Source organism: Mesorhizobium montanum (genome assembly GCF_033977145.1).
Classification (GTDB): Bacteria; Pseudomonadota; Alphaproteobacteria; order Rhizobiales; family Rhizobiaceae; genus Mesorhizobium; species Mesorhizobium montanum.
In genome coordinates, this window is record NZ_JAVIJF010000002.1 from 19470 (window position 1) to 44067 (window position 24598).

23 protein-coding genes are annotated in these 24598 nt (G+C 62.9%); 12 read left to right on the forward strand and 11 right to left on the reverse strand.

What is annotated here, in order from left to right; genetic code table 11:
- Nucleotides 1-26 precede the first annotated feature (26 nt).
- On the reverse strand, nucleotides 27-2342 hold the full coding sequence (locus RFM68_RS02505) for a glucose/quinate/shikimate family membrane-bound PQQ-dependent dehydrogenase (RefSeq protein WP_320231075.1): 2316 nt from the start codon (nucleotides 2340-2342) through the stop codon (nucleotides 27-29).
- A 356-nt stretch (nucleotides 2343-2698) separates the two neighbouring features.
- Here RFM68_RS02505 and RFM68_RS02510 point away from each other — a divergent pair, with 356 nt between their 5' ends.
- The 7 genes from RFM68_RS02510 to RFM68_RS02540 all read left to right on the forward strand — a co-directional run bounded on the left by RFM68_RS02510 (nucleotide 2699) and on the right by RFM68_RS02540 (nucleotide 9692).
- On the forward strand, nucleotides 2699-2986 hold the full coding sequence (locus RFM68_RS02510; protein WP_320231076.1) for a hypothetical protein: 288 nt from the start codon (nucleotides 2699-2701) through the stop codon (nucleotides 2984-2986).
- A 22-nt stretch (nucleotides 2987-3008) separates the two neighbouring features.
- On the forward strand, nucleotides 3009-3206 hold the full coding sequence (locus RFM68_RS02515; protein WP_320231077.1) for an RNA-binding protein: 198 nt from the start codon (nucleotides 3009-3011) through the stop codon (nucleotides 3204-3206).
- Nucleotides 3207-3278: 72 nt separating this feature from the next.
- On the forward strand, nucleotides 3279-3908 hold the full coding sequence (locus RFM68_RS02520) for a hypothetical protein (RefSeq protein ID WP_320231457.1): 630 nt from the start codon (nucleotides 3279-3281) through the stop codon (nucleotides 3906-3908).
- Between the two features lie 6 nt (nucleotides 3909-3914).
- Nucleotides 3915-4991 (forward strand): helix-turn-helix domain-containing protein, encoded by a 1077-nt coding sequence (locus RFM68_RS02525; RefSeq protein ID WP_320231078.1) that lies wholly within the window; start codon nucleotides 3915-3917, stop codon nucleotides 4989-4991.
- A 50-nt stretch (nucleotides 4992-5041) separates the two neighbouring features.
- Nucleotides 5042-5932 (forward strand): IS1 family transposase, encoded by an 891-nt coding sequence (locus RFM68_RS02530; protein WP_320231079.1) that lies wholly within the window; start codon nucleotides 5042-5044, stop codon nucleotides 5930-5932.
- 196 nt (nucleotides 5933-6128) lie between these two features.
- Nucleotides 6129-6980, forward strand: coding sequence for an NYN domain-containing protein (locus RFM68_RS02535; RefSeq protein WP_320231080.1), 852 nt, complete (start codon nucleotides 6129-6131; stop codon nucleotides 6978-6980).
- A gap of 60 nt (nucleotides 6981-7040) precedes the next feature.
- Nucleotides 7041-9692 (forward strand): ATP-dependent helicase, encoded by a 2652-nt coding sequence (locus RFM68_RS02540; protein ID WP_320231081.1) that lies wholly within the window; start codon nucleotides 7041-7043, stop codon nucleotides 9690-9692.
- Nucleotides 9693-9726: 34 nt separating this feature from the next.
- On the opposite strand, the gene RFM68_RS02545 is transcribed toward RFM68_RS02540, so the two are convergent.
- The 5 genes from RFM68_RS02545 to RFM68_RS02565 all read right to left on the reverse strand — a co-directional run bounded on the left by RFM68_RS02545 (nucleotide 9727) and on the right by RFM68_RS02565 (nucleotide 14692).
- The gene (locus tag RFM68_RS02545) at nucleotides 9727-10773 is read right to left on the reverse strand and encodes an ABC transporter permease (protein WP_320231082.1); all 1047 of its coding nucleotides are present in this window, start codon (nucleotides 10771-10773) and stop codon (nucleotides 9727-9729) included.
- Nucleotides 10773-11567, reverse strand: coding sequence for an ATP-binding cassette domain-containing protein (locus RFM68_RS02550; protein WP_320231083.1), 795 nt, complete (start codon nucleotides 11565-11567; stop codon nucleotides 10773-10775). The genes RFM68_RS02545 and RFM68_RS02550 overlap by 1 nt, the downstream gene beginning before the upstream one ends.
- 76 nt (nucleotides 11568-11643) lie before the next feature.
- Complete coding sequence (locus RFM68_RS02555; protein ID WP_320231084.1) at nucleotides 11644-12657, reverse strand: substrate-binding domain-containing protein; 1014 nt, start codon at nucleotides 12655-12657, stop codon at nucleotides 11644-11646.
- A 98-nt stretch (nucleotides 12658-12755) separates the two neighbouring features.
- Nucleotides 12756-13664, reverse strand: coding sequence for a sugar phosphate isomerase/epimerase family protein (locus tag RFM68_RS02560; protein WP_320231085.1), 909 nt, complete (start codon nucleotides 13662-13664; stop codon nucleotides 12756-12758).
- Nucleotides 13661-14692 carry a Gfo/Idh/MocA family protein gene (locus tag RFM68_RS02565; protein ID WP_320231086.1) on the reverse strand — a complete coding sequence of 344 codons (1032 nt, stop codon included), beginning with the start codon at nucleotides 14690-14692 and terminating at the stop codon, nucleotides 13661-13663. Before RFM68_RS02565 ends, RFM68_RS02560 begins: the two co-directional genes overlap by 4 nt.
- A gap of 193 nt (nucleotides 14693-14885) precedes the next feature.
- Between RFM68_RS02565 and RFM68_RS02570 the strand changes: the two genes are divergently transcribed.
- The 3 genes from RFM68_RS02570 (at nucleotide 14886) to RFM68_RS02580 (ending at nucleotide 19121) form a co-directional block, all read left to right on the forward strand.
- Complete coding sequence (locus tag RFM68_RS02570; protein ID WP_320231087.1) at nucleotides 14886-15911, forward strand: LacI family DNA-binding transcriptional regulator; 1026 nt, start codon at nucleotides 14886-14888, stop codon at nucleotides 15909-15911.
- Nucleotides 15912-16068: 157 nt separating this feature from the next.
- The gene (locus RFM68_RS02575) at nucleotides 16069-17544 is read left to right on the forward strand and encodes an esterase-like activity of phytase family protein (RefSeq protein WP_320231088.1); all 1476 of its coding nucleotides are present in this window, start codon (nucleotides 16069-16071) and stop codon (nucleotides 17542-17544) included.
- 104 nt (nucleotides 17545-17648) lie between these two features.
- Entirely contained in the window at nucleotides 17649-19121 is a 1473-nt protein-coding gene (locus tag RFM68_RS02580) for an MATE family efflux transporter (RefSeq protein WP_320231089.1), read from the forward strand.
- Between the two features lie 7 nt (nucleotides 19122-19128).
- On the opposite strand, the gene RFM68_RS02585 is transcribed toward RFM68_RS02580, so the two are convergent.
- Nucleotides 19129-20337: an MFS transporter gene (locus tag RFM68_RS02585; protein ID WP_320231090.1), complete on the reverse strand. Its 1209-nt coding sequence runs from the start codon at nucleotides 20335-20337 to the stop codon at nucleotides 19129-19131.
- Between the two features lie 138 nt (nucleotides 20338-20475).
- Here RFM68_RS02585 and RFM68_RS02590 point away from each other — a divergent pair, with 138 nt between their 5' ends.
- Entirely contained in the window at nucleotides 20476-21057 is a 582-nt protein-coding gene (locus tag RFM68_RS02590; protein WP_320231091.1) for a TMEM175 family protein, read from the forward strand.
- On the opposite strand, the gene RFM68_RS02595 is transcribed toward RFM68_RS02590, so the two are convergent.
- The gene (locus tag RFM68_RS02595; protein ID WP_320231092.1) at nucleotides 21054-21335 is read right to left on the reverse strand and encodes a hypothetical protein; all 282 of its coding nucleotides are present in this window, start codon (nucleotides 21333-21335) and stop codon (nucleotides 21054-21056) included. The genes RFM68_RS02590 and RFM68_RS02595 overlap by 4 nt on opposite strands.
- Before the next feature lie 152 nt (nucleotides 21336-21487).
- Between RFM68_RS02595 and RFM68_RS02600 the strand changes: the two genes are divergently transcribed.
- Nucleotides 21488-22354, forward strand: coding sequence for an SDR family NAD(P)-dependent oxidoreductase (locus tag RFM68_RS02600; RefSeq protein WP_320231093.1), 867 nt, complete (start codon nucleotides 21488-21490; stop codon nucleotides 22352-22354).
- 8 nt (nucleotides 22355-22362) lie between these two features.
- Here the strand turns inward: RFM68_RS02600 and RFM68_RS02605 are convergent, their stop codons facing one another.
- The 3 genes from RFM68_RS02605 to RFM68_RS02615 form a co-directional block, all read right to left on the reverse strand.
- A complete protein-coding gene (locus tag RFM68_RS02605) occupies nucleotides 22363-22791 on the reverse strand; it encodes a low affinity iron permease family protein (protein WP_320231094.1) in 429 nt (142 codons plus the stop codon).
- Nucleotides 22792-23111: 320 nt separating this feature from the next.
- Nucleotides 23112-23753, reverse strand: coding sequence for a DapH/DapD/GlmU-related protein (locus tag RFM68_RS02610; RefSeq protein ID WP_320231095.1), 642 nt, complete (start codon nucleotides 23751-23753; stop codon nucleotides 23112-23114).
- Between the two features lie 163 nt (nucleotides 23754-23916).
- Complete coding sequence (locus tag RFM68_RS02615; protein WP_320231458.1) at nucleotides 23917-24345, reverse strand: CreA family protein; 429 nt, start codon at nucleotides 24343-24345, stop codon at nucleotides 23917-23919.
- Nucleotides 24346-24598 lie beyond the last annotated feature (253 nt).

A 24598-nucleotide genomic window follows, 5' to 3' on the forward strand; every position in this document is an offset into this window, starting at 1 on the left:
GGGATTACAGGTCAGTCCTGGCGCATCTACTTGGGCAGCGTGTAGGCCATCACATAGTCGCCCGGCTTGGTGCCGACCGAGCCGTGGCCGCCGGCGACGATGACGACGAACTGGCGGCCGTCGGCCACCGTATAGCTCATCGGTGTCGACTGTCCGCCCGCCGGCAGCCTCGCCCGCCATAGCTGCCTGCCGGTGGTGAGGTCATAGGCGCGCAGATAATCGTCGACCGCGGCGCCCAGGAAGGCGACACCGCCTCCCGTGATCATCGGCCCGCCAATGCCCGGAACACCGACCTTGAGCGGCAGCGGCAGCGGCGTCATGTCATAGACGGTGCCGTTGCGGTGCTTGTAGGCGATGTTTCCGGTCTTGAGGTCGACGCCGGCGACATAGCCCCAGGGCGGCGCCTGGCAGGGAACGCCGAGCGGCGACAGGAACGGTCCCATCACCACCGCGTAGGGCGCGCCCTCGTTGCGGTTCAGCCCCTGCTCGCTGCCCTTGGTGTTGTCGCCCGGCGCCGGCACGTCCGCGCGCGGGATGAGCTTCGAGGTGAAGGCGAGGTAGGTCGGCATGCCGAACATCACCTGCCGCACCGGATCGACCGCGACGCCGCCCCAGTTGAAGACGCCGAAATTGCCGGGATAGATCAGCGAGCCCTGCAGCGAGGGCGGCGTGTAACGTCCCTCGTAGCGCAGTTTCTTCAGCTCGATCCGGCACGCCAGCTGGTCGAACATGGTGATGCCCCACATGTCGGCGCCGGTCAGCGGCTTCGGATTGAAGGACAGGTCCGAGGCCGGCTGCGTCGGCGCGGCATGATCGCCCTCGATCGCGCCGCCAGGTGCGGGCACTTCCTTCACCGGGATGATCGGCTCGCCGGTTCGCCGGTCGAGCACGTAGAGATCGCCCTGCTTGGTCGGCCCGACCAACGCCGGCACCACGCCGCTCGCCGTGGTGATGTCGACCAGCGTCGGCTGCGCCGGCACGTCCATGTCCCACAGATCGTGATGGACGGTCTGCCGCACCCAGCGCAATTGGCCGGTGTTGAGGTCGAGCGCGGTGATCGAGGACGAGAATTTCTCGACATTGGCGCTGCGGCCCATGCCGAGCTGGTCCGGCGTCTGGTTGCCGAGCGGCAGATAGAGCAGCCCGAGCTTCTCGTCGGCGCTGGCGGTCGACCACATGTTGGGCGAGTTGTTGGTGTAGTTCTGCCCCGTCGGCAGCGGCGCCGTCTGGTCGGGATTGCCTGAATCCCAGTTCCACAACAGCGCGCCCGTGCCTGCGTCATAGGCGCGGATGACACCCGACGGCTCTTCGGTCGAATAATTGTCGTTGACCGCGCCGCCGATGATGATCTTGCCGCCGATGATCAGCGGCGCCGATGTCGAGTAGTAATAGCCCGACTTCGGATAGGGCATGTTGGCCATCAGGTTCAGCGTGCCGCCCTCGGCGAAGGACGGACACAGCTGCCCGTTCGCGGCGTCGAGCGCGATCAGCCTGGCGTCGGACGTAGGCAGATAGACGCGCAGGGCGCAAGGCTGGCCGGCGGCGATCTTGGCGTCGGCGTAATAGGACACGCCGCGGCAGGTTTGGTGCTGGCGCTCCGGGTCGAGCTTGATCTTCGGGTCGTAGCGCCATTTCTCCTTGCCGCTCGCGGCGTCGATGGCGATGGCGAAATTGTGCGGCGTGCAGATGAAGAGCGCGTCACCGATCTTGAGTGGTGTCACCTGGTAGGTCGTCTCGCCGATATCGTCGGGGCCTTTCACGTCGCCGGTGCGATAGGTCCATGCCGGCTGCAACTTGGCGACATTGTCAGGCGTGATCTGGTCGAGCGGGGAATAGCGCTGGCCGAACGGCGTGCGGCCGTAGAAGTGCCACTCGCCGGCCGGCATGTCGCCGCCGAGATTGGCCGCCGTCGCCACTTTCTCGGTGCCCAGCGTGCCGCCGATATCCTTCGGATCGGCGGTCATCGAATAGAAGGCGACCGCAAGCGAGGCGAGCACGGCCAGGATCAGCGGCGCGCGCCCGTCCGGCCCCCGCAAGCCTCGCCTTGCCCATGGCGTCAGCAGCCACAGCGCGATCAGCACGATGACGCCGCCGCGCGGACCGAGCTGCCACCAGTCGAAGCCGATCTCCCAGACCGCCCAGCACAGCGTGGCAAGCACAAACAGCGAATAGAACCAGAGCGAGGTCGACCTGCGCCTGAAAAGCAGCCACGCGGTGACCAGGAAGACCAGGCCGGCGATCAGGTAGTACCAACTGCCGCCCAGCACGGCGAGCCAGATGCCGCCGCCGCCGAGGACCAGACCGATGAGGAAGAGGACGAGGGAGGTGATGGTGACAGCCAAGACGGTGCTCCTTCGACTGTTGCGCGCTTTCAAGCAATTCCGGGAAAAGTGTGAAGCGGTTTTCCGTCCGGAATTGCGTCGAAACAAAGAGATGGAGCGGCTCGGCGTTTCCGTGAAACGATGAACCGCTCCAGACCGGCTTTCAGGCGACGGCGTGCCGTCCCTGCCCTGTCGCCAGCTTTCCCTTGCCCGCTCCGGCTGTCAAGTTGGTCCGGGACACGCGAAAATAGAACAAAACGTAGGGTAGTGTCTCAGTTTGAAATTTGACGCGTAGGCGAAATCGCCTCGACGCGTTTGCTCCCATAGGCCGAACCGCCTATATGCTTAGCGGAAAGCATGAAGGGGGGTTGATAGGTATGGAAATCCAAATCGACGGCAACGGCAGTCATTACATTGAATGGCATCAGGCGAATGGCTGGTACAAGCGGGCTTGGGTTCAGCGCAAGACCGGCGAGAAGGATTGGGCCGGAACCGGCCGCTACCTCAACGTAGTTCGGTGCAACAGGCCGGGTCAGACCGGCGGCAATCCGACTGACTTCCCGGTCTTCAACGACCTGCCAGATGATCAAATTCTATTGGCGTTCGTTCATGGTGTAAACGCCATGACCGGATGCAGGGGTGATAGCGATGCCAACCGGACCTAAAGGCCAGAAGCGCCCCGCTGATGTGATCGGCAACGCCGTCCGCGTCATGCGCATTGCCACAGGCGAGGAAGCCGACGAGGTGCAGGACGACGGCAAGAACGCTGCTGCCAAAGAGCTTGGTTCGAAGGGCGGAAAGAAGCGCGCCGCCAACATGTCACCGGAGCGGCGCTCAGAGATCGCGAAGAAGGCGGCGGCGAAACGATGGGGAAAAGCCGAATAGTGCTTGCGTGTTAAGAATTTCGCCCATACGGTATGGGAAGATTCGTTAACACGGAGAACCGTTGTGCCTGAAATGCCCCAAATGGTCCCGACCCGTATCCTCCGGGAAGACTGGCAAGTTCTGCCCCGCCTTGAAGAGCTTCAGCTTGAGAAGGCCAAGCTCTTGAACATCCGCGCTACAGCTGTCGGCGCGGCGGCCGACAGCACGCCTTACCACCCTGCGAACGCGGCCGGCACTCTGTCCTATCACTTCGGCACTTTCGCGCTCAGGAATGAGTTTGTCGGCAAGGTCTGGGTGCTTGATCGCACGAACGGGGTCGAGACCATTAAGAACGAGGCCAAGCGCATCAAAGTCGTCTTCGCCAATGTGGACATTGCTTGCAATGACGACCACCCGCCTAAGCCGCGTTCGACCAAAGGAGCCGGCGCCGAGCGTTTGTGCGTCGGCAACGATCTGTTCGGCGGGCTCCCGCACTATGCCCCCGCTGTCGCCGAGGCCGGTTGGACCGTCTACTATCTGATGGTGGCTCCCAACGGGGCGGTGGAACTCAGTTGCCCGCTGCTCAAGAACGGCACTTTCCAGCACTTTGTGGAGCGCCTGTATCTGTCTGACGGTAGCGACCTCGACAAAGAGCCGAAGTTGTCGCTTGACGAAGATGACGCCGCCGATGATTTCGATCCGCAGGTTGCCCGTAAGAAGTAAAGCGTCATGGCATTCAATCCGAAGAGACTCATCCTCGCCCGGAAACGGCGGAGGATGACCGGCAAGGGACTCGCTGAGGCGGCCGGCTTGTCGCCGATCACGGTGTCCCGCGTCGAGAATGGTGAGAATGAGCCCGACGAGGCTACAGTGGATAGATTCGCGGAAACGCTCGCCTATCCGACGACCTTTTTCTATCTCGATGACCCTGACGAACTCGATACTACGGCTGTCAGTTTTCGAAGCCTCTCGAAAATGAGTTCAAAGGAACGCGATGCCGCCATCAACGCCGGCCGGCTTGGTCTGCAATTGAGCGATTGGCTTGAGGGGCAGTTTAGTCTGCCTGACGCCAACCTGGTGGATCTCAGCTACGAAACAGACCCAGAAGCAGCCGCGCGCACTCTGCGCGCCTATTGGAGCCTAGGAGAAAAGCCTATTGGCAACATGCTTGGTCTTTTGGAAGTTCAAGGGGTCAGGGTGTTCTCTCTTTCGGAAGCAACTAGCTCGGTGGACGCCTTCTCGTTCTGGCGTGATGAACGACCATTTGTTTTTTTGAATAACTACAAAACTTCGGAACACAGCATTTTTGATGCTGCCCATGAGCTATGCCATTTGGTGATGCACAGGCACGCCGGCTCTCAGCTGTCGCGAACGGCCGAGCGCGAGGCCAACCAATTCGCTTCGGCATTTTTGATGCCGGAAAACGATGTGCGTTCACGTATGCCACGGTTCATCACTGTCGATCTTATTATTCGCGCAAAGGCCCGTTGGCGGGTATCGGCGATGGCGATGGCCTACAGGCTTCATACGTTAAATTTGCTTAGCGAGTGGCAATACAAGTCTGCCTGCATTGAGCTAGGCCGCCGAGGCTATCGGAGTGGCGAGCCCAACGGCATCGAGCGCGAGACATCAGCGGTTTGGAGGAAAATTCTCGCTCACCTCTGGAGCGAGAAAGTGACAAAGCACGAAATAGCTGGCCTTCTACATCTCCCGCCAGATGAGCTTGAAGGGCTGATTTGGGGATTGGCTGGACCAGTCGTCCGACCAGATCGGGACGATAGCCGCGCTAGTTTGCGCCTAATTTAATGTGAACTTTAATGCTTGACACTAAGCATAAAAGTTCACATATTAGGGGCATGAACAAGCTGTCCCTCCAAACCCGCGTCCAAATCCTCTCGATGCTTTGCGAGGGTAGCTCGATGCGTTCGATCTCCCGCGTTGCCGACGTGTCAATCAACACCGTTTCGAAGCTGCTGGTCGATGCCGGCAAATTCTGCGCCGATCTGCATGACCGCGAAGTTCGCAACGTCACGTCCAAGCGTATCCAGTGCGACGAGATTTGGTCGTTTGTCGGCGCGAAGGCGAAGAACGTTTCGACCATGAAGCAGCCCGTCGTGGGCGCTGGCGACGTGTGGACCTGGACAGCTCTGGATAGTGACAGCAAGCTTATCGTGTCGTGGCTGGTCGGCGGTCGCGACGGCGAATATGCGCTTGCGTTCATGGACGACGTGAAGGACCGTCTCGCCAACCGCGTCCAGCTCACCACGGACGGCCACCGCGCCTACCTCAATGCGGTCGAGGAAGCCTTTGGGGCCGACATCGATTACGCCATGCTTGTGAAGCAGTACGGCGAGCCGGAAAGCAACAAGTCGCCAGAGCGCCGCTACAGCCCGGCCGTCTGCACTGGTGCCGTCAAGACGCGCGTCGAAGGCAATCCCGACCCGGAGCATATCAGCACGTCGCATATCGAGCGCGCAAATCTCACCATGCGCATGGCGAACCGTCGCTTCACGCGCTTGACCAATGCCTTCTCAAAGAAGTTCGACAACCACGTCCACATGGTCGCGATTTACACCGTCTGGTACAACTTCATCAAAATGCACAAGACGCTGAAAATGACGCCGGCAATGGCCGCTGGTGTGTCCAAGACGCTCTGGTCGATGGAAGACCTTTGCGAGAAGATGGACGCCGTTGCGCCGAAGCCGGGCAAGCGTGGGTCCTATAAAAAACGCATGGAGAACGCATAACTTTTTAAGGAACAAACCCTTTGTAAACACATTTGGATGATTATATGAGGCTCGCGAGCTAGGCCTATAAGGTGCTTGCCAAACCCGTAAACTCGTGTCAAAGAATGCTTACTCCGCCGCGTCCCGCTACATAAACGAGGTCGTGTCGGCATAAAAAGGGCTCCTGCGGGAGCCCTTGCTATTTGTGGGCTTGGGCATGGATCGTTGCGCCGTTTTTGTTGATGCAGGCTATCTATTCGCGCAAGGGAGTGTCGCTCTCACAGGCAGTAAAAAGCCTCGCTCTGAGTTACTTTTGGATGCTCCAACCGTCATCGATGAGCTAATCGCGCTTGCGTACGCGAAAGCGCCAGACTGCCGAATTCTACGAGTATATTGGTACGACGGTGCCATCGGCGGTTCGCGTCCAACGTCCGATCAGGCGCTTGTGGCGAACCTGGATGACGTAAAACTCAGGTTGGGCTTCATAAATAGCCACGGTCAACAAAAGGGCGTGGATTCACTTATCGTCACTGATTTGATCGAGCTTGCTCGCCTCAAATCTATCAGTGATGCCTTATTGCTGTCAGGTGATGAAGACGTGCGCGTTGGGGTGCAGATAGCCCAAAACTATGGCGTGCGCGTGCATTTGCTTGGGATAGCACCAAGCAGGGCTTCTCAGTCTCAGCAGCTTTTGCAAGAGGCCGATACGACAAGCGAATGGGACGACAGAACGATCGCGACCTTTTTGTCAGTTCGCGAAACCATCATTCATATTGAGGAGGTGGTTACGGTCGTCAAGTCGCCAGCCCCCGCACCTCAACAGGCAGATGCCCCCTCAACGATGATTGAGGGAGCAGTGAAAGCGTTTGTAGAAAAGCTTGTCGAGACAGACATAAAGGGCATTGAAGCCTATTGGGAGACGGCGCGTGGTGTCCCACCCGACATCGACAGGAAGCTGCTTCCAATCTGCGGATCGGCGATAGGACGAAATCTGCTCCGGGAGGAAATTCGGGAAATGCGGAGCAGCTTTCAAAGGGCTGTAAAAGAGCGCACCCAAATTTCAAACTGAGACACTACCAAACGTAGACAGTTCTGGTCTTTCGCCCCCGAATCACTACATTCGGGGGAGATGTCGGGCTTTTCCGAGGACATGCCTTTTTTCGATGAACCGAATGCGCGGCCCGCGGCCCCGTCCGGCATAGCCGCGCGCGCCATGGCGGCGCGCAGCGGCCAGAACAGCGCGCCGGATTATCTGAAGGGCCTGAACCCGGAGCAGCGGCTCGCTGTCGAAACGACCGAAGGCCCGGTTCTGGTGCTGGCCGGCGCCGGCACCGGTAAGACGCGGGTGCTCACCACCCGCATCGCCCATATCCTCAACACCAGAAAGGCCTGGCCGTCGGAAATTCTTGCCGTCACCTTCACCAACAAGGCCGCGCGCGAGATGAAGCAGCGAATCGGCCTGCTGATCGGCGAGGAAAATGTCGAGGGCATGCCGTGGCTCGGCACCTTCCACTCGATTGGAGTGAAGCTGCTACGCAGACACGCCGAGCTTGCCGGGTTGAAATCGGGCTTCACCATCCTCGACACCGACGACGTGGTGCGGCTGATCAAGCAGCTGATCCAGGCCGAAGGGCTGGACGACAAACGTTGGCCGGCCAAGACCTTCGCCCAGATGCTCGACAACTGGAAGAACAAGGGCCTCGGCCCCGACGAGATTGCAGAAGGCGATGCGCGCAGTTTCGGCAACGGCAAGGGCCGCCAGCTCTACAAGGCGTATCAGGAACGGCTGCAGACGCTGAACTCCTGCGACTTCGGCGACCTGCTCTACCATCCGATCCGCATCTTCCGCGCCAATCCGGACGTGCTGAAGGAATATCACCGCAAGTTCAAATACATACTGGTCGACGAGTACCAGGACACCAACACCGCACAATACATGTGGCTGCGGCTCCTGGCGCAGCGGCCCAATGTTGGGCGCAGTGCATCGGCCGAAGGCCGCAAGCCCGACCGGGCGTCGGCCGGCCAGGCCGCCCCCGCGGGGGCCAGCGAGCGGAGCGAGCGCGCGGCCGTGAGCGAAAACAAAGTAAATATCTGCTGCGTCGGCGACGACGACCAGTCGATCTATGGCTGGCGCGGCGCCGAGGTCGACAACATCCTGCGCTTCGACAAGGATTTTCCGGGCGCCACCATCATCCGGCTGGAGCGCAACTACCGCTCGACCGCGCATATCCTGGGTGCCGCCTCGCATCTCATCGCCCACAATGAGGGCCGCTTCGGCAAGACGCTGTTTACCGATCGCAACGATCCAGACGACGACAAGGTGCATGTCCATGCCGCCTGGGACTCGGAGGAGGAGGCTAGAGCCATCGGCGACGTCATCGAGGCCTATCAGCGCCCCGATAGACAAGGCAATCGGCACAAGCTCAACGACATGGCGATCCTGGTGCGCGCCTCCTTCCAGATGCGCGCCTTCGAAGACCGCTTCATCACGCTCGGCTTGAACTATCGCGTCATCGGCGGCCCGCGCTTTTACGAGCGCTTGGAAATCCGCGATGCATTGGCCTTCTTCCGCGTCGTCGCCAACGGCGGCGACGACCTCGCCTTCGAGCGTATCGTCAACACCCCGAAGCGCGGGCTGGGCGAAGCCACCATCCGCCAGATCCACGACACCGCGCGCGCCCTGCGCGTCCCGATGCTCGAGGCGGCGGCCTCGCTCGCCGAAAGCGATGAGTTGAAGCCGAAGCCGCGGGCCGCATTGCGCGAGGTCGCCGCCAATTTCGAGCGCTGGCGCAACGCGCTGGAGACCTCGCCGCACATCGAGCTCGCCGAGACCATCCTGGAAGAGAGCGGCTACACCGACATGTGGAAGAACGACCGCTCGGCGGAAGCGCCCGGGCGGTTGGAAAACCTCAAGGAATTGATCCGCTCCATGGAGGAGTACGAGTCGCTGCGCGCCTTCCTCGAGCATGTGGCGCTGGTCATGGAGGCTGAGCAGGGTGAGTCGCAGGATGCCGTCAGCATCATGACGCTGCATTCGGCCAAGGGTCTCGAATTCGAGACCGTCTTTCTCCCCGGCTGGGAGGAAGGCCTGTTTCCGCACCAGCGCGCGCTGGACGAAGGCGGCCGCTCCGGCCTGGAGGAAGAGCGCCGGCTCGCCTATGTCGGGCTGACGCGCGCCAAGAAGAACCTGCATATCTGGTTCGTCTCCAACCGCCAGATTCACGGCCTGTGGCAATCGACGATCCCGTCGCGCTTCGTCAACGAATTGCCGGAAACCCATGTCGATGTCGCCGAGGGCGGCAATAGCTATGGCGGCTACGGCAATCCCTATGGCGGCGGCGCCTTCGCTTCAGGGCGCGGTGGCGGCCGGCAAAATCCCTATGGCGCCTCGCGCTTCGACAATATCGGCGCCAAGGATCAGGGCAGCTTTTCCAACACCTATGCGACGCCCGGCTGGCAGCGCGCGCAGGCCAACCGCACCGAGGCGACCGACCGCAACTGGGGCACGCGCTCCGGACACCAGGTCGAGCGCATCGGCTATGGCGAGACCGACTCGGGCTACGGCGCCGGCCGCACCTCGGTGAAGGGCCGCACCATAGATGGCGAGCTGGTCGCCAAATCCGTCGCCGACACGCCGTCGGCCTTCAACGTCGGCGACCGCGTCTTCCACCAGAAATTCGGCAACGGCAACATCGCGGCCATCGACGGCAACAAGCTCACCATCGACTTCGACAAGGCCGGCCAGAAACGCGTGCTGGACGGGTTTGTGGTCGGGGTCTGACGGTCACGACGGACCGAGGCCGAAATCTCCCGTCCTATCGATATCGCGCCTGGTTCCATTTGTGGCCGAGCAGCGACAGGATGATGATCAGCCCGTTGAAGAACTGTACGTAGAAGCCGCTCAGGCCCGCCGCCACCACGCCGGTCTGGATGAACGACACCGTGACAGCGCCGATGGCGCCGCCGGCCACCGTGCCGATACCGCCCCAGGTCGGCGTGCCGCCGACGAACACCGAGGCCAGCACCGGCAAGAGATAGCCGTCGCCCGCCGTCGGCCACCAGGTGAAGTTGATCATCACCGAGAAGGTGCCGGCGATCGCCGCGCCGATGCCGGTGAAGACGAACACCTTCACCCGCACAAGCTTGACGTCGATGCCCATCTGCTTGGCGCTGTCGGGATTGTCGCCGACGACCTTGACCTGCGCGCCGAAGCGGTGGCGGTTGTAGAGCAGCGCCGAAAAGACGACGAAGGCGATCGCCCAGAAAATCTGCACCGGAATGCCCCAGATCTGGCTGGAGAGGATCGTGTAGGCCCAGCTGTCGGCAAGGCTGGTCAGCGAAGTCGATCTGCCCTCATTGATGATCTGGATCAGGCCGCGCAGCAGGAAATTCATGCCGAGCGTAGCGATCAGCGACGACAGCCCGCCATAGACCACCAGCGACCCGACGAGGAAGCCGAGCAGCGTGCCGGTGACCAGCGCCGCCGCAATGCCGAGGAACGGATCGTAGCCGGCCTGCACCACCAGCGCGAAGACCCAGGAGGCAAAACCCATCGTCGCGGGAAACGACAGGTCGATCTCGCCGCAGGTAACGACGAAGACCAGCGGCACGACCACGAACAGCGCCACGGGAAGCGTGGTGAGCACGGCGCTGTAGAGATACCAGGTTGTGAAGACCGTCGGGTTGGCGATCATGAAGACCGCCATCATGATGATGAACACGGCGAGCGTGCCAAGCGACGCGCGGTTGTCGAGGACGAAGCCGCGCAGCCAGTGCTCGGAGGGATGGCTCCATTCCTTGCCTGCCTGGCCGCTTGTTCTTCCCAGAGGAGTTTGCAGATCGGGTTCCATGGCCTTGCTCATCACGCTCTCTGCTCCGCTTCTCCGCCTTCGTGCAGGCCCGGCAACCCGCCCGGATGCGCCACGTCTTCCATGAAGTTGATCAGGTCCTCGGCCGACTTGATCTCGCTGCGGTCGGCCGTCAGCGCCATCTTGCCGCGGTCGAGCACGAGGAAACGGTCGGCGATGTCGAAAACGTGGTGGATATTGTGGCCGATGAACAGGATCGACCGGCCGCTCGCCCGGACCTGGCGCACGAAATGGAAGACCTTGGCGGTCTCGGTCAGCGACAGCGCCGTCGTCGGCTCGTCGAGGATGATCAGCTCGGCCTGCTTGTAGATGGCCCGCGCGATCGCCACGCCCTGGCGCTCGCCGCCCGAGAGCTGGCCGACGATCGAGTGCGGCGTGAACACTTTCGACGTGAAGCCGATCTCGCGCATCAGCCGGCTCGCCTCCTCGATCTCCTTGTTGACCTTCAGCCAGCCGAGGAAGCCGGTGAGCTCGCGGCCCATGAAGATGTTGCGCACGATGGTCTGCTGCACAGCCAGAGCCCGGTCCTGGAACACCGTCTCGATGCCGGCGTCGCGCGAGCGTGCCGCGCTCCATCCGGTGACCGGCCTGCCGCGCACAAGAATATCGCCGCTGGTCGGCTTGACCACGCCGGACAGGATCTTGATCAGCGTCGACTTGCCGGCGCCGTTGTCGCCGATCAGGCCGACCACCTCGCCGCGATCGACGCTGAGGTTGACCCCGCCCAGCGCATAGACCTGGCCATAGGATTTCTTGATGTCGCGCAGTTCGATGATGCGTTCGCTCATGCGATCCTCGCTTGCATTGTCTGTCTGGCGGTCGTCTCGCCGGCCGGGCAATAATCCCGGCCGGCGGCTTGGGAGGTCAGCGCAGCGCCTGCTTTGCCAGCTCGGCGACGATCTCGTAATTCTGCGGCGTGACGAAGCCGGCGCCGGTGTCGACGTTCATCGGCGCAAGGCCCAGCACCACTTGCTGGCAGAGGCTGAGGATCGGCAGATAGCCCTGCAGGAACGGCTGCTGGTCGGCCGTCAGCTGCACCCAGCCGCCCTTGAAGCCCTCGACGATCTGCGGACTGGTGTCGAAGCCGAAATTGAAGATATCGCCGGGCTTGCGTCCCGCCGCCTGCATGTAGGTTGCGACATTGCCGAGCATCTGGCCGCCGGGATAGCCGACCGCCTTGATATCCGGGTGATTGAGGAGCGCCGCCGTGATCACCGGAATGGCGAGGTTGGGGTCGGAAGCCCATTCGCCGCTCGGCGGCGAGGACAGCTGGATGACCTCGACCCCCGCTTCCTTCAACGCCGCCACCGTGCCGCGCTCGCGCGCGCCGCGGTTCTCGTTCTCGAACGGGCCGATCATGATTGCCTTGTCGCCGGCCTTGAGCTTGCCGAGCTTGAACGCTTCGGCGCCGAGCGCGCGGCCCTGCTGTTCCTGCTGCGCGCCGACATAGCCGCCACCGAACGCGGCAGTCACCTTTGGCACCGGGACGTTCTGGTACATCATCTTGATGCCGTCCTTATGCGCCTCTTCGGCTAAAGGCATGATCGCGGCGTCGCCTGGATGGCCCATCATGGCGATACCCTGGGGCTTGACCGCGACCGCTTCGCGCAATTGCTGCACCATCTTCTCCGCGTCCCATTGGGAGAAGATGTAGTCGACCTTCGGCCCGAGATCGGCCGCCGCCTGCTTGGCGCCGTTGTAGACGATGGTGCCGAAGGCATCGCCCTCGGCGCCGCCGACGAAAAAGCGGATGTGGACGTCCTTGCACCATTGCGCGTCGAGCGCCTGCGCCTGCAAGGTCGAGATCGAGGCGCAGAGCGCCGCGGCAGCCGCCACGACGGTCGAGCGCAGAACAGTCCTTCTGGTCGTCATGCTCATGCACGTTCCTCCCTTTTTGATCCCCCCAAACGGAGGGTTTTCGACATGGATCGGCGTAGCGCCGCAGTTCCTGGCCGGCTCCTCCCGCCGGCCGGTACTCAAGTCGGATTGGGCAGGTAGCTGGCCCCTCCCCTGCATTGCTTCAGATAGTCGAGCGCGCGCGCCTGGCCGGTGATCTCGAGGTCGCCGCGATAGACCGGGTCGTGCCAGCCCTCGATGTCGATGGCGCCCTTGTAACCGGCGAGCCGCAACTCGCTGATCACCCGCGTCCAGTCGCTGTCGCCGAAGCCGGGCGTGCGCATTTGCACGAATGGCAGGCGCCCGAACACGCCATGCTCACGGATCACGTCCCAGCGCACCGTCGCGTCCTTGCCGTGGACGTGGAAGATGCGCGGCGCCCATTTGCGGATCTGCGGCATCGGATCGATGAGGTAGACGAGCTGGTGGCAGGGCTCCCATTCCAGCCCGAGATTGTCGTTGGGCAGTTCGTTGAACATCAGCTCCCAGGCATCGGGATTGTGGGCGATGTTCCAGTCACCACTCGCCCAGTTGCCGTCCATGGCGCAATTCTCGAAGGCGATCCGCACGCCTTTGTCGGCGGCGCGTTTGGCCAGCGGCCCCCAGACCTCGCGGAAACGCGGCAGGCTATCGGTCAGCTTCTTGCCGCGGATGCGGCCGGTGAAGCCGCAGACCATGGAAGTGCCGAACAGATGCGCGTGGTCGATGACGGTCTCCCAGGCCGCGAGCACGCCTCGGTCGACCTCGCCGCTCTCCAGCGGATTGCCGAATACCCCGATCGACGACACGACCACGTCGGCGTCGCCGATCGCTTCGCGGATTTCGCCCGCCAGGCGCTTTAGATCCTTGCCGCCCAGCGTCTGCCAGAAGAAGGGCTGGATGCTCTCGAAGCCGAGCGGCAGGATCTGCCTGACATAGGCGGCCGGATCGTCGAGATTGGCCCGCACCATGGTGCCGATCCTGATGTCGAGAAGCGGGTTCGGCATCATTGCGTTTCCTGTGCGATCGCCACGCGCCGTCCGGTCTCGGCGCTTTCGATCGCGCCGAAGACCATGGCCAGGCTGTTGATGTTGTCGGTGCCGCGCGTCTCCGGCTCGGTGCCGGTCTCGATCGCGTGCATGAAATCCTGGATGATGCCGAGATGGCCGTCGACGCGGTCGGCGGGATCGAGCAGCGGCACGTCGATCGGCGCGGTCTTGTCGACTATACCGTCGCGGCCGGACGCAACCACCTCCGCCTTCAACCCGTCATGGCCGTCCCACAACACGCTGCCGCGCTCGGCGACAATGCGCCAGCTTCCCTCCCAGCTCGTGCGGAAACCGTCGGCGCACCAGGAGCCGGCATAGGTGAAGACCTTGCCGCCACCGAGATCGAAGACAGCGCTGGCCGACGATCCCTGCCGGTACCAGGAATTGGCCGGCTCCCATTCCTGGCAATAGACGCTGACCGGCTCGCCGGCGACCATATAGCGGGCGGCATCGAAAGTGTGGATCGCCATGTCGAGCAGCAGTACATGCGCCATCTCCTCGCGAAAGCCGCCGAAATGCGGCGCGACGAAGAAGTCGGCGTGGATGCTGGTCGGCTTGCCGATGGCACCGGAGTCGAGGAAGCGCCTGATCCGCCTGACATTGCCCACATATCGCCGGTTCTGGACCACGGCATGGATGCGACCGGCGCGGCGCGCCGCCGCGATAATGACCCGAGCATTGTCGGGGCTGTCGGCCAGCGGCTTTTCGGTGAGCAGGTGGCAGTGATGGGCAAAGGCCGAAAGCGCGACTTCGCGCCGGGCGGCGGGGACCACGACATCGAACACGGCGTCGGGCTTGGTCTGATCGAGAACGGCATCGAGGCTGGTGCCGATGACGGCGCTGGCAAGCCCGTATTCGCGTGCCCTTGCCTGCGCCCGTTCGACATCGAGATCGACGAGGCCGACAACGGCCAGCCCGTCGATCTGCCTTGCGGCGTCGAGCCAGCGTTTGCTCATCGCTCCGCACCCGACCAGGACGACCTTCATCATCCAGCGCTCCTCCCTTCGGCCCCTCCAGGCCGAGTGTCACGGCATTGACGGCATCACCGCGAACGTTTTCCGTAAACGTTTACGAGAACACACCCGATGGCATAGAATGTCAACCGGCTGCTTCTCGAAAATCGTCCTCAAGCCTTGGCCTGAGCGGCAGCCAGTGCTAGCCAAGGCAGGGGGAGAACCGTCCTTGGCGTCCAGCATCCACGATCTTGCGCGTCACCTGAACATCTCGATCGGCACCGTATCGCGCGCGCTGAACGGCCGTGCCGACGTGAATGCCGACACGCGCCGGCGCGTGCTGGAGGCGGCCAGGGAGCTGAACTATTCGCCGAACCAGTCCGGCCGCAGCCTCAGGCAGGGCGCCACCCATTCCATCGCCTTCATGCTGCAGCCGCATCCGGGCGACCAGCAATATGGCGAGCCTTTCTTCATTCCGTTCCTGACCGGGTTGCAGGCGCGGCTTGCCGAGCATGACCTGGATCTGATGGTCGTCATGGGTGAGCCAGGCCAATATCAGCAGGAGCGGTTGCGCCGCGTGGTCGAGACTCGCCGGGCCGACGCGGTCGTGTTGGCCAATACGCGAAGGGAAGACGATCGGATCGACTATCTTAGCAAGGCCGGCTTTCCCTTCGCCACGCTTGGCCGAAGTCAGTCCGGCGGCGACACGTATCCTTCACTCGATATCGATTTCGAGAGGGCGGGTGATGAAGCCGTCGAGCGGCTGGTCGCGCGCGGCCACCGCCGCATTGCCGCCATCCGCCCTTCGCTTGATCTCAACTTCGGCTACCTGTTCCTCGACGGCTACCGCAAGGCGCTGAAGCGGCACGGCATCGAGGTCGACCCCGACCTGATCGCCGATGGCTTCATCAACGAGACCGGCGGCTACCAGGTGACGCCGCAAGTCATGCGCTCCAAGGACCCCCCGACGGCGATCATCTTCAACAATGACGCGATGGCGCTTGGCGGCTGCAAGGCGCTGGCCGAGATGGGTATCAAGCCGGGCCATGACATGGCCGTGATCGTCATCGTCGACACGCCACTCTGCCGCTACTTCTCGCCGACGCTGACTGCCTTCCGTCCAGCACTCGAGGCTATGGGCCGGCGGCTGGCCGAGATGCTTCTGGCCTCCCTTCCCGCCTTCGCCGGCCCCGAAGGCACACGAATCACGCGCGAAGTCTGGCCGCTCGAGTTGATCGCGCGGGAGAGCGATTGAGCGCCTCTCCCACAAGGGGAGAAGGGAGAGTGCACCCCTCCTGTCACGCAACCATCACGTTCAAGTCCTAGACCGCTCAACGGCAAGGGCTGGCCGCATCGTCGATGCCGCGCCCTTTCAGCCAATGGCCGCTTTGCTCGTCAAGAAGGGGATATCCATGAAGCATCTCAACCGAACCGTCGCGCTCGGCGCGGCACTTGCCCTGTTCACCGCCCTGACCCCGGCGCTCGCCGATGGCGTTGCCTATGTCAACAAGGGGCTCGTCGGCGTCGGCCGCATTCCGGCCAGCCAGAAGGACAAATTCGGCGAGACTTTCGGTTCGGGTTCCGGCATGGCGATCGATACCAGGGGCTGGTCACGCGACGGCGCCGGCTACAAGGGTTCGCTCTGGCTGCTGCCGGATCGCGGCTACAACGTCGTCGGCACCACCGATTATCGCGCGCGCGTCAACACGATCGCCATCGAGCTGACCCCGACCGCGCCGGGCGCCGCGCCCGCCGCCGGTCAGGAACAGACGGGCGTCAAAGCGACGCTTGCCGACACCATACTTCTGACCGACGACAAGGGCGCCGACACCACCGGCCTCGATCCGCTGAACGGCGTGCGACCGGCCGCCGGCGACATGCCGATGCTGCCGCAGGCCGACAACGGCAAGCTGGCGCTGGACGACGAGGCGATCGTGCGCCTGCCCGACGGCACCATGTTCATCTCCGACGAGTATGGCCCCAACATCTACCGCTTCTCGGCCGACGGCCGCCTGATGTCGGCGACGCAGCCGGCTGCGGCTCTGGTGCCGATGCGCCACGGCAAGCCGAACTTCGCTTCCGACAATCCGGGCCCGGGTGCGGCCGAGCCCGATCCGAAGGATCCCGAGACCGGTCGTCAGAACAACCAGGGTCTCGAAGGCATGTCGATGACCCCGGACGGAAAGTACCTGATCGCCGTGCTGCAATCGGCGCCTCGCCAGGATGGCGGCGATTCCGGCGCGACGCGTCAGAATACGCGCGCGCTCGTCTATGACGCTTCCGATCTCGCCCATCTCAAGCTGGCGCACGAATATGTCGTGCCGCTGCCGGTGTTCAAGGATGCCAAGGGCAAGACCAAGGTCGCCGCGCAGAGCGAGATTTTGGCGCTCACCGACAAGAGCTTCCTGATGATCGCGCGCGACAGCGGCAACGGCCAGGGCGTGAAGGGCGACGAGTCAGTTTACCGCAAGATCGAGATCGTCGACCTCTCCGCTGCTACCGATATCGCCAACGGCCCGTTCGACGCCGCCGACAAGCCGGTCGCGCCGAAGGGCGTGCTCGACCCGTCGGTGACCGCTGCCAAGCTGACGCCGTTCATCGACATCAACGACAAGGGCGAACTCGGCCGCTTCGGCCTGCACAATGGCGCGCCGAACGACAAGAACAACCTTTCGGAAAAGTGGGAGGCGATGTCGCTGGCTTCGGTGCTCGATCCGACGCTGCCCGACGACTATTTCCTGTTCGTCGCCAACGACAACGACTTTCTCACCCAGGACGGCTTCCAGGTCGGCGCGCCCTACAAGGCCGAGGATGGCGCCGACGTCGATACCACCTTCCTGGTCTACCAGGTCACCCTGCCCGGCCTTTCCGGAACCACCACCCAGTAATGGAATGCGGGCGGCCGCTGCGGCAGCCGTCCCAACCGTAATGGGATGCATGAGCGTCAGGCCTGCGATAGCATCGCGGGCCTGATTCATTTTCGGTGCCCGCCATGGAAGACAGCAAGCCCACTCGCCGGCGCGTCGGCGATCTGACCAGCGGCCCTATCCCGCGCACTCTGCTTTTGTTTGCGTTGCCGGTGCTGGGTTCGAACGTGCTGCAGTCGCTCAATGGCTCCATCAATGCCGTCTGGGTCGGTCGCTTCCTCGGCGAAGCGGCGCTGACTGCCACCTCCAACGCCAACCTCGTGCTGTTCCTCATCCTCGGCACCGTCTTCGGCATCGGCATGGCGGCGACCATCCTGGTGGCGCAATCGGTCGGCGCCCGCGACCTGCCCGAGGCGAAGCGTATCGTCGGCACCAGCGCCACCTTCTTCTTCCTCGTCTCGGTGGTGTTCGCGGTCTGCGGCTGGATCTGGGTCGATGCCATCCTCACCGGGCTCGGCACGCCGGCGGACGCCCTGCCGCTGGCGCGCGCTTACCTGCGCATCATCTTCGTCGCCGTGCCGATGATGAACCTCCTGTCCTTCGTCATGACCGTGCTGCGCGGCGCCGGCGACTCGCGCACCCCGTTCTTCTTCATGGCGCTGGCAGTCGTTCTCGACGTTGTGCTCAATCCACTGCTGATCCGCGGCATCGGCCCCTTCCCCGCGCTCGGCATCGCCGGCTCGGCCACCTCGACGCTTATAGGCCAGACGGTGAGCGTGATCGCCATCCTGATCGTGCTTTACGTCCGCAAGCACCCGCTGAGACTGGCAGGCACCGATCTCGCTTTGCTCAAGCCTCACCCGGCGCTGCTGCGCATCGTCGTCTTCAAGGGCATTCCGATGGGCCTGCAGATGATCGTCATCTCGGCCGCCGCGCTCACCGTGATGGGTATCGTCAATTCCTACGGCTCGCAGGTCGCGGCCGCCTACGGCATCGCCGCGCAGCTCTGGACCTATATCCAGATGCCGGCTCTTGCGATCGGCGCCGCCGTCTCCTCGATGGCGGCGCAGAATGTCGGCGCCGGGCGCTGGGACCGCATCGGCAGGGTCGCGGCCTCAGGCGTCGGCTTCAACCTGGTGCTGACCGGCGCGCTGGTGGCGCTGCTGTTCGTCTTTGACCGCGCCGTGCTCAGCCTTTTCCTCATCGGCGACAGCACCGCGATCGACATCGCCGCCCACATCAACAAGGTGGCGTCCTGGTCGTTCATCCTGTTCGGCATCACCATCGTCTTGTTCGCCACGGTGCGCGCCACCGGCGCCGTCATGCCGCCGCTGATCATCCTGATCATCTCGGTGCTGATTGTGCGCACCGGCTTTGCCTATTTCTTCAGGAGCTGGATCGGCCAGGAAGCGTTGTGGTGGAGCTTTCCGGCCGGCTCGATCACCTCGCTGATGCTGGCCGCCGCCTATTATCGCTTCGGCCATTGGCGCACCATGCACATGATCGAGAACCGGCCGGCCGCTGGCGAGCCGCCGGACACCGGCCTCGGCGTGCCACGCCAGCGCGCGCAGCTCCTGCCGGAGACGCCGAATGGCTGAAGTTGCGTCAGCGCGCGTATTTGGCGCCGAAGCCAAGCGCAACCAGCGAGAAGACGATGATCATGCCGGCAAAGGCCATGCTTGCCATGATTGGGTTCGCCAGGCTCGACAGGATGCCGATGCCGATCACCGGCAAAGCGTTGCCGCAGAAGCAGCAGATGAAGAAGGCCGACACCACCTCGGCGCGGCGGTCGGCCGGGGCGATCTGGTTGACCACTTGCAGGCCGCCGCGATAACCGAGCGCCGCCGCCGCGCCGCAGACCGCCGTTGCCGCGATCATGAGTGCCATCGAAGCATAGACCTGTGCAGCGACGACCAGCGCCACGGCCGGGATCATCAGGACCAGTGCCGCGAGCATGGTGGAGCGGCTGGAGAGCCAGATGGTGCCGACAATGGTCGCCGCCGCCACGATCGACAATTCGAAGAACAGCCCGCCGGCCTCGGCGTGATTGGTTGCATGGAGCTGCTGCGCCAGGATGCTCGGCGCCAGCGCCGCGTAGAAACCGACCAGCGCCATTGCGCCGAAGCCGGTCACCGCCGGCGCCACGAATTGCGCGCGGATATTATCGGGCACCGAAAGCCGCGGTCGCAGCGAGACATCCGAGAACCGTCCAGGACTGGAGACAGTTTCCTGCGTGCGCCAGATCAACAGGGTGACCAGCACCAGCAGGACGAGATAGACGCCAAATGTCAGCCTGAGCGGCCAGGGCGCATATTGGGCGAGCAAACCCGATATGAGCGCACCGGCTCCAAGACCGATGAAGTTGGTGCTGGTGGCGATGACGGCGGCGCGCGACTTGTCCTTGCCTTCGATCAGTTCGGCAAGCCAGGCGGTGCCTGCCCCCACGCCGACACCGATGCCAAGACCGCTGAGAATGCGGGCAATATCGAGCCAGGCGAGGTTTTCGGCGAAGAGGAAAAACAGCGCGCTGACCACGGCAACCGCCATCGCGGCGAGTGCGGTGGGACGGCGGCCGACAACATCCGACACCCGGCCGAAAAACAATAGCGCCGCCAGATTGCCGACCACGTAGACGGCATAGACCAGCGTCAGCGTGATCTGCGAGAAGCCGAAGGCCTGTTTGTAGATCACGTAAAGCGGCGTCAGGGCGGTGCTGCCGGCAAAAAGCACGGCGATCAGGGCGGCAGCGGCAGCCATCGCGGCGCCGCCGCCAAGTTCATTGTCACGCGTTATGGTTTGAGCGTAGCTGGTCATGGCGACCTCCGCTGGTTGCAAGCCCAACGCCTACATAATGGCGCTGTTCCGCTCGCCGAACGCCCTCCTGACAATTCTGGCAGTATGGTCTTGCGCGAAATCCTCCCGTAACGTCTGTCGACCGACAAGAGAGGAACCATGGGCAAGGGACGGGTCGAGGCATTCACCGATGGCGTTGTCGCCATCATCATCACCATCATGGTGTTGGAGCTGAAAGTGCCGCATGGCGAGGATTTCTCAGCTCTTGTGCCGCTGTGGCCGATCTTCTTCTGCTATGTGCTGTCCTTCATCAATGTCGGCATCTACTGGAACAATCTGCACGATATGTTCCACACCGTGCAACGCGTCGACGGGCGCGTGCTGTGGGCCAACCTAAACCTGCTGTTCTGGCTGTCGCTGATGCCGGTGACGACGGCGTTCATGGGAGAGAACCATTTCGCGCCCGTGCCGGTCGCCGTCTATGGCATCGACCTCGCGCTGTGCGCCGTCGCCTATACCATCCTGGTCATCAAGCTGCGCCATCTGCACGGCGCGGACACGACGTTTGCCAAGGCTGTCGGCCACGACAAAAAAGGCAAGATTTCTCTGGCTCTCTACATTGTCGCCGTCCTGCTGACGTTGCTCAGCCAGTGGATCAGCGTCGCTATCTATGTCCTGGTGGCGGCCATCTGGTTCGTGCCGGACAAGCGCTTCGAGCGGATGATCGAGAGAACTAACTAGCTGCGCATCCCCTTCAGCTTCTCGGCTGCCGAGGCGGCGAGGTCGGCGTAGCGCTCTTCCAGCCGCTCGGCCTCCTTGATGACCGGAAAGTCGTGGCCAAACTTCTCCAGCGCAAGCCGCAGCTTCTCGGCGAAATCGGCCTGCTCTTCCAGCGCCGCAAACAGCGTTTTCACCTGCGCTTCGTCGATGTCGGGATTGGCGAGCATCTTCGGCACCTCGCGACCCATCTGGTCGCCGTTGGCGGTCTGCTCCTTCAGGATTCCGATCCAGTCGGTCAAATGTCGAACTCCTTTTTCAGGACAACATGCGCGGCGGGCGCTCCCGCGGTCAACCCATTGCCGCTCTTGCGGTCAACCCGTTGCGGCGACCCGGCCTTGCTTCGGCGGCGCCCGGCGTTAAGTTCGGCCCGGCCCGAACAAGGATGGAAATCATGACCAGCGACGCCGAAATCCAGACCGCCCTGCCCGCTTTCGCCTCCGGCAATGTCGCCGTCATCACAGGCGGCGCCAGCGGTATCGGCCTTGCCGCTGCAAAACGGTTCGCGGCGATGGGCATGAAGACGGTGCTGGCCGATATTGGCGGCGTGCGCCTCGACCAGGCAAAGCAGGCCGTCGCGGCGATCGCCGGCGAGGATGCCGTCCTCCCGATCCCGACCGACGTCTCCAAGGCGGAAGAGGTCGACCGGTTGGCGGACCTCGCCTACGATGCTTTCGGCGCGGTCTCGGTGCTGATGAACAATGCCGGCATCGGCAATAATCCGGGCAAGCCCTGGGAGAATCGCGATGCGTGGAAGCGGCTGCTGGACATCAATTTCTGGGGCGTCGTGCATGGCGTCGAGGCCTTCGCGCCGCGCATGCTCGCCGCCGGAAAGCCGGGCCTGATCGTCAACACCGGCTCCAAGCAGGGCATCACGACGCCGCCCGGCAATCTCGCCTACAACGTCTCCAAGGCCGGCGTGAAGACGTTTACCGAGGGCTTGGCGCATGCGTTGCGCAACGAGCCTGGAGCGAAGGTGTCGGCGCATTTGCTGATCCCAGGCTTCACCTATACCGGCCTGACCGAAGGCGCGACGCAAAAGCCCGCCGGCGCCTGGACCGGCGAACAGGTGATCGAATTCATGCTGGCATCGCTGATGGACGACGATTTCTACATCCTGTGCCCCGACAACGACGTCGCGCGACCGATGGACGAAAAGCGCATGGCCTGGGCGATCGGCGACATCATCGAAAACCGCCCTGCCCTGTCGCGCTGGCATCCCGATCACAAGGACGCATTCGCGGCCTTCATGGACCGCTGACGCCTCGCTTAAGCAGCTGCCTTCTTCTTGGAACTGCCCTTGCCCGCCACGGCCTTCTTGGCCGCTTCGGCGATCTTGCGGTCATGCCGTTTCGCCGCCGCCTCGCATTTGGCACGGATTTCCTCGACCTCGGATTCCGTCAGGTGCTCGATGCCGATGAAATGATTGTGGGCTCGGCTGACCCTGATCAGTTCGTCCAGCTTGGCCTGGATCGCCGCGCCATCGCGATTCTGCGTGTTCTGGATCAGGAACACCATCAGGAAGGTGATGACGGTCGTGCCGGTGTTGATGACCAACTGCCAGGTGTCCGAGAAGCCGAAAATCGGACCGCTTGCTGCCCATGCAACCACGATCAGCAAGCAGATGGCAAAGGTCGGCGGCAGGCCCGCCAGATGCGCCACCCGATTGGCTATCCCGGTAAAAACCCTCTCGATCATGCAAATCCTCGAAAACCGTGGATGCGCGGGCATTTGCGAAGAAACAAGCTGCCGCCGCCTCCGGTTCCAAGCGATTGGATTTTCATGCTCGCGCGCGTCCGCAATCCGATACACGCGATAGGCGCAAGGATTTGAAAAACGACCTTATCTGTTTGTTGCCATAGTGCCGATGCAGGCCAGAAAACCTGTTCCTTCCGCTTCACGACGGTTTACCTCCAGCCCCTTCCGCCGCGCCACCCCCGTATGGCGGAAGGGGCACTTCCCGCCCGGCGGCGGCCGAGCCAGCGGAGCCGACAGCGTTCCATCCGAAGATCGACCAATCAGCGGGTATCGTCTTCCCAGCGATCGAGGAAGGCTTCGATCGGCATGGCCTGCATGTCGGGGATAGCCCTGGCCAGCTTCTCGGGCGCCCAGTCCCACCACGAAAGAGCCTCGATGCGCACTGCCACGGCGGCGGAGAACCGTTGGCGCAACGGCTTTGCCGGAACGCCGGCGACGATCGTGTAGGGCGCAATGTCATGCGTGACCACGGCATTGGCGCCGATAACGGCACCGTTGCCGATCACGACACCCGGCATGATGACCGCGCCATGGCCGATCCAGACATCGTGGCCGACACTGACCGATTTTGCCTGCCGCCGCGCGCGGAATTCCGTGTCGACTTTCAGCCAGCGGAAATACTCGTTCGGCCGGTAGCTGACCTTGTGCTGCGTCAGCCGCTCGATCGGATGCTCGAGCGCGTTGATGCGGCTGTTGGCGGCGATCGAGCAGAACTTGCCGATCGTCGTGTAGATCGCCTCCGAATGGCGCTCGAAATAGGAGAAGTCGCCGACCGTCACCTCGCGCAGGACCACCCGCTCGCCGATCGAGGCATAGCGGCCGAGCTTGCATGCCTTCAGCTCCGCTGTCGGATGGATGCGCGGCTCGGGGTCCTTGAGAACGAGGTTTTCAGGGCGGTCCATGGCGCGGCATTACGCCCGAGCGATCGGTCCCGCAAGCGGGACCCGGTCGTCCGCTCAAAGCACGTCTCCCGAAAGTGGGAACCGGTTTCGGGACAAAGACATGCTCAAAGTCAAAAACCTAAAGCGCATGGAGCGAACCTGAAAGATCGCGACGCGCTTAAGCCTATTGCGGCTTGCTCTTCGTCCACACCACGCTCTGGCCGTAGAGCGACACCGTCGTGACCGACATCTTCGCCGAGCCGTTCTGCACCTGGCGCGAATGCGACAGATAGATCAGCGTCTCGTTCTTCTTATCGTAGATGCGGTTCACCACTTGATTCTTCCAGATCAGGCTGAGACCCTGCTTGAACACCTCCTCGCCGCCCTCGCTCATGTCGATGTCGCCGATGGTGATCGGCCCGGTCTGGCGGCAGGAGATCGAGGAATCGGACGGATCCTCGAACCAGTTGCCCTTGTGCAACCGGTCGACGACGCTGCGGTCGAAATAGGCGACATGGCAGGTGACGCCATCGACTTTCGGGTCCTTGATGGCATCGATCATGATGTCGTTGCCGACCCAGTCGACACCCACTTTGCCCACCTCGTCGGCCATGGCCGCGCCGGCGCTGAGGGCAAGACATGCGGCGAATAAGCCGGTCAGTTTTCGCAAGGAAGCCTCCTCGGTTCGCGTTTGCGATGTCAGGTGGGACAGAACCGTGGCTTTTGCAAGCCGATCGATGGCGGTCTCGCCACGCGGCTGAGCGGACCGTGACTTGCGGCAACGCGACATCTTTGCGCGTCCGGCTTCAACCCGCTAAGACTGTCGCCGAACCTGGCTTGCGCCAAAGCAATCGCGACGGACATTT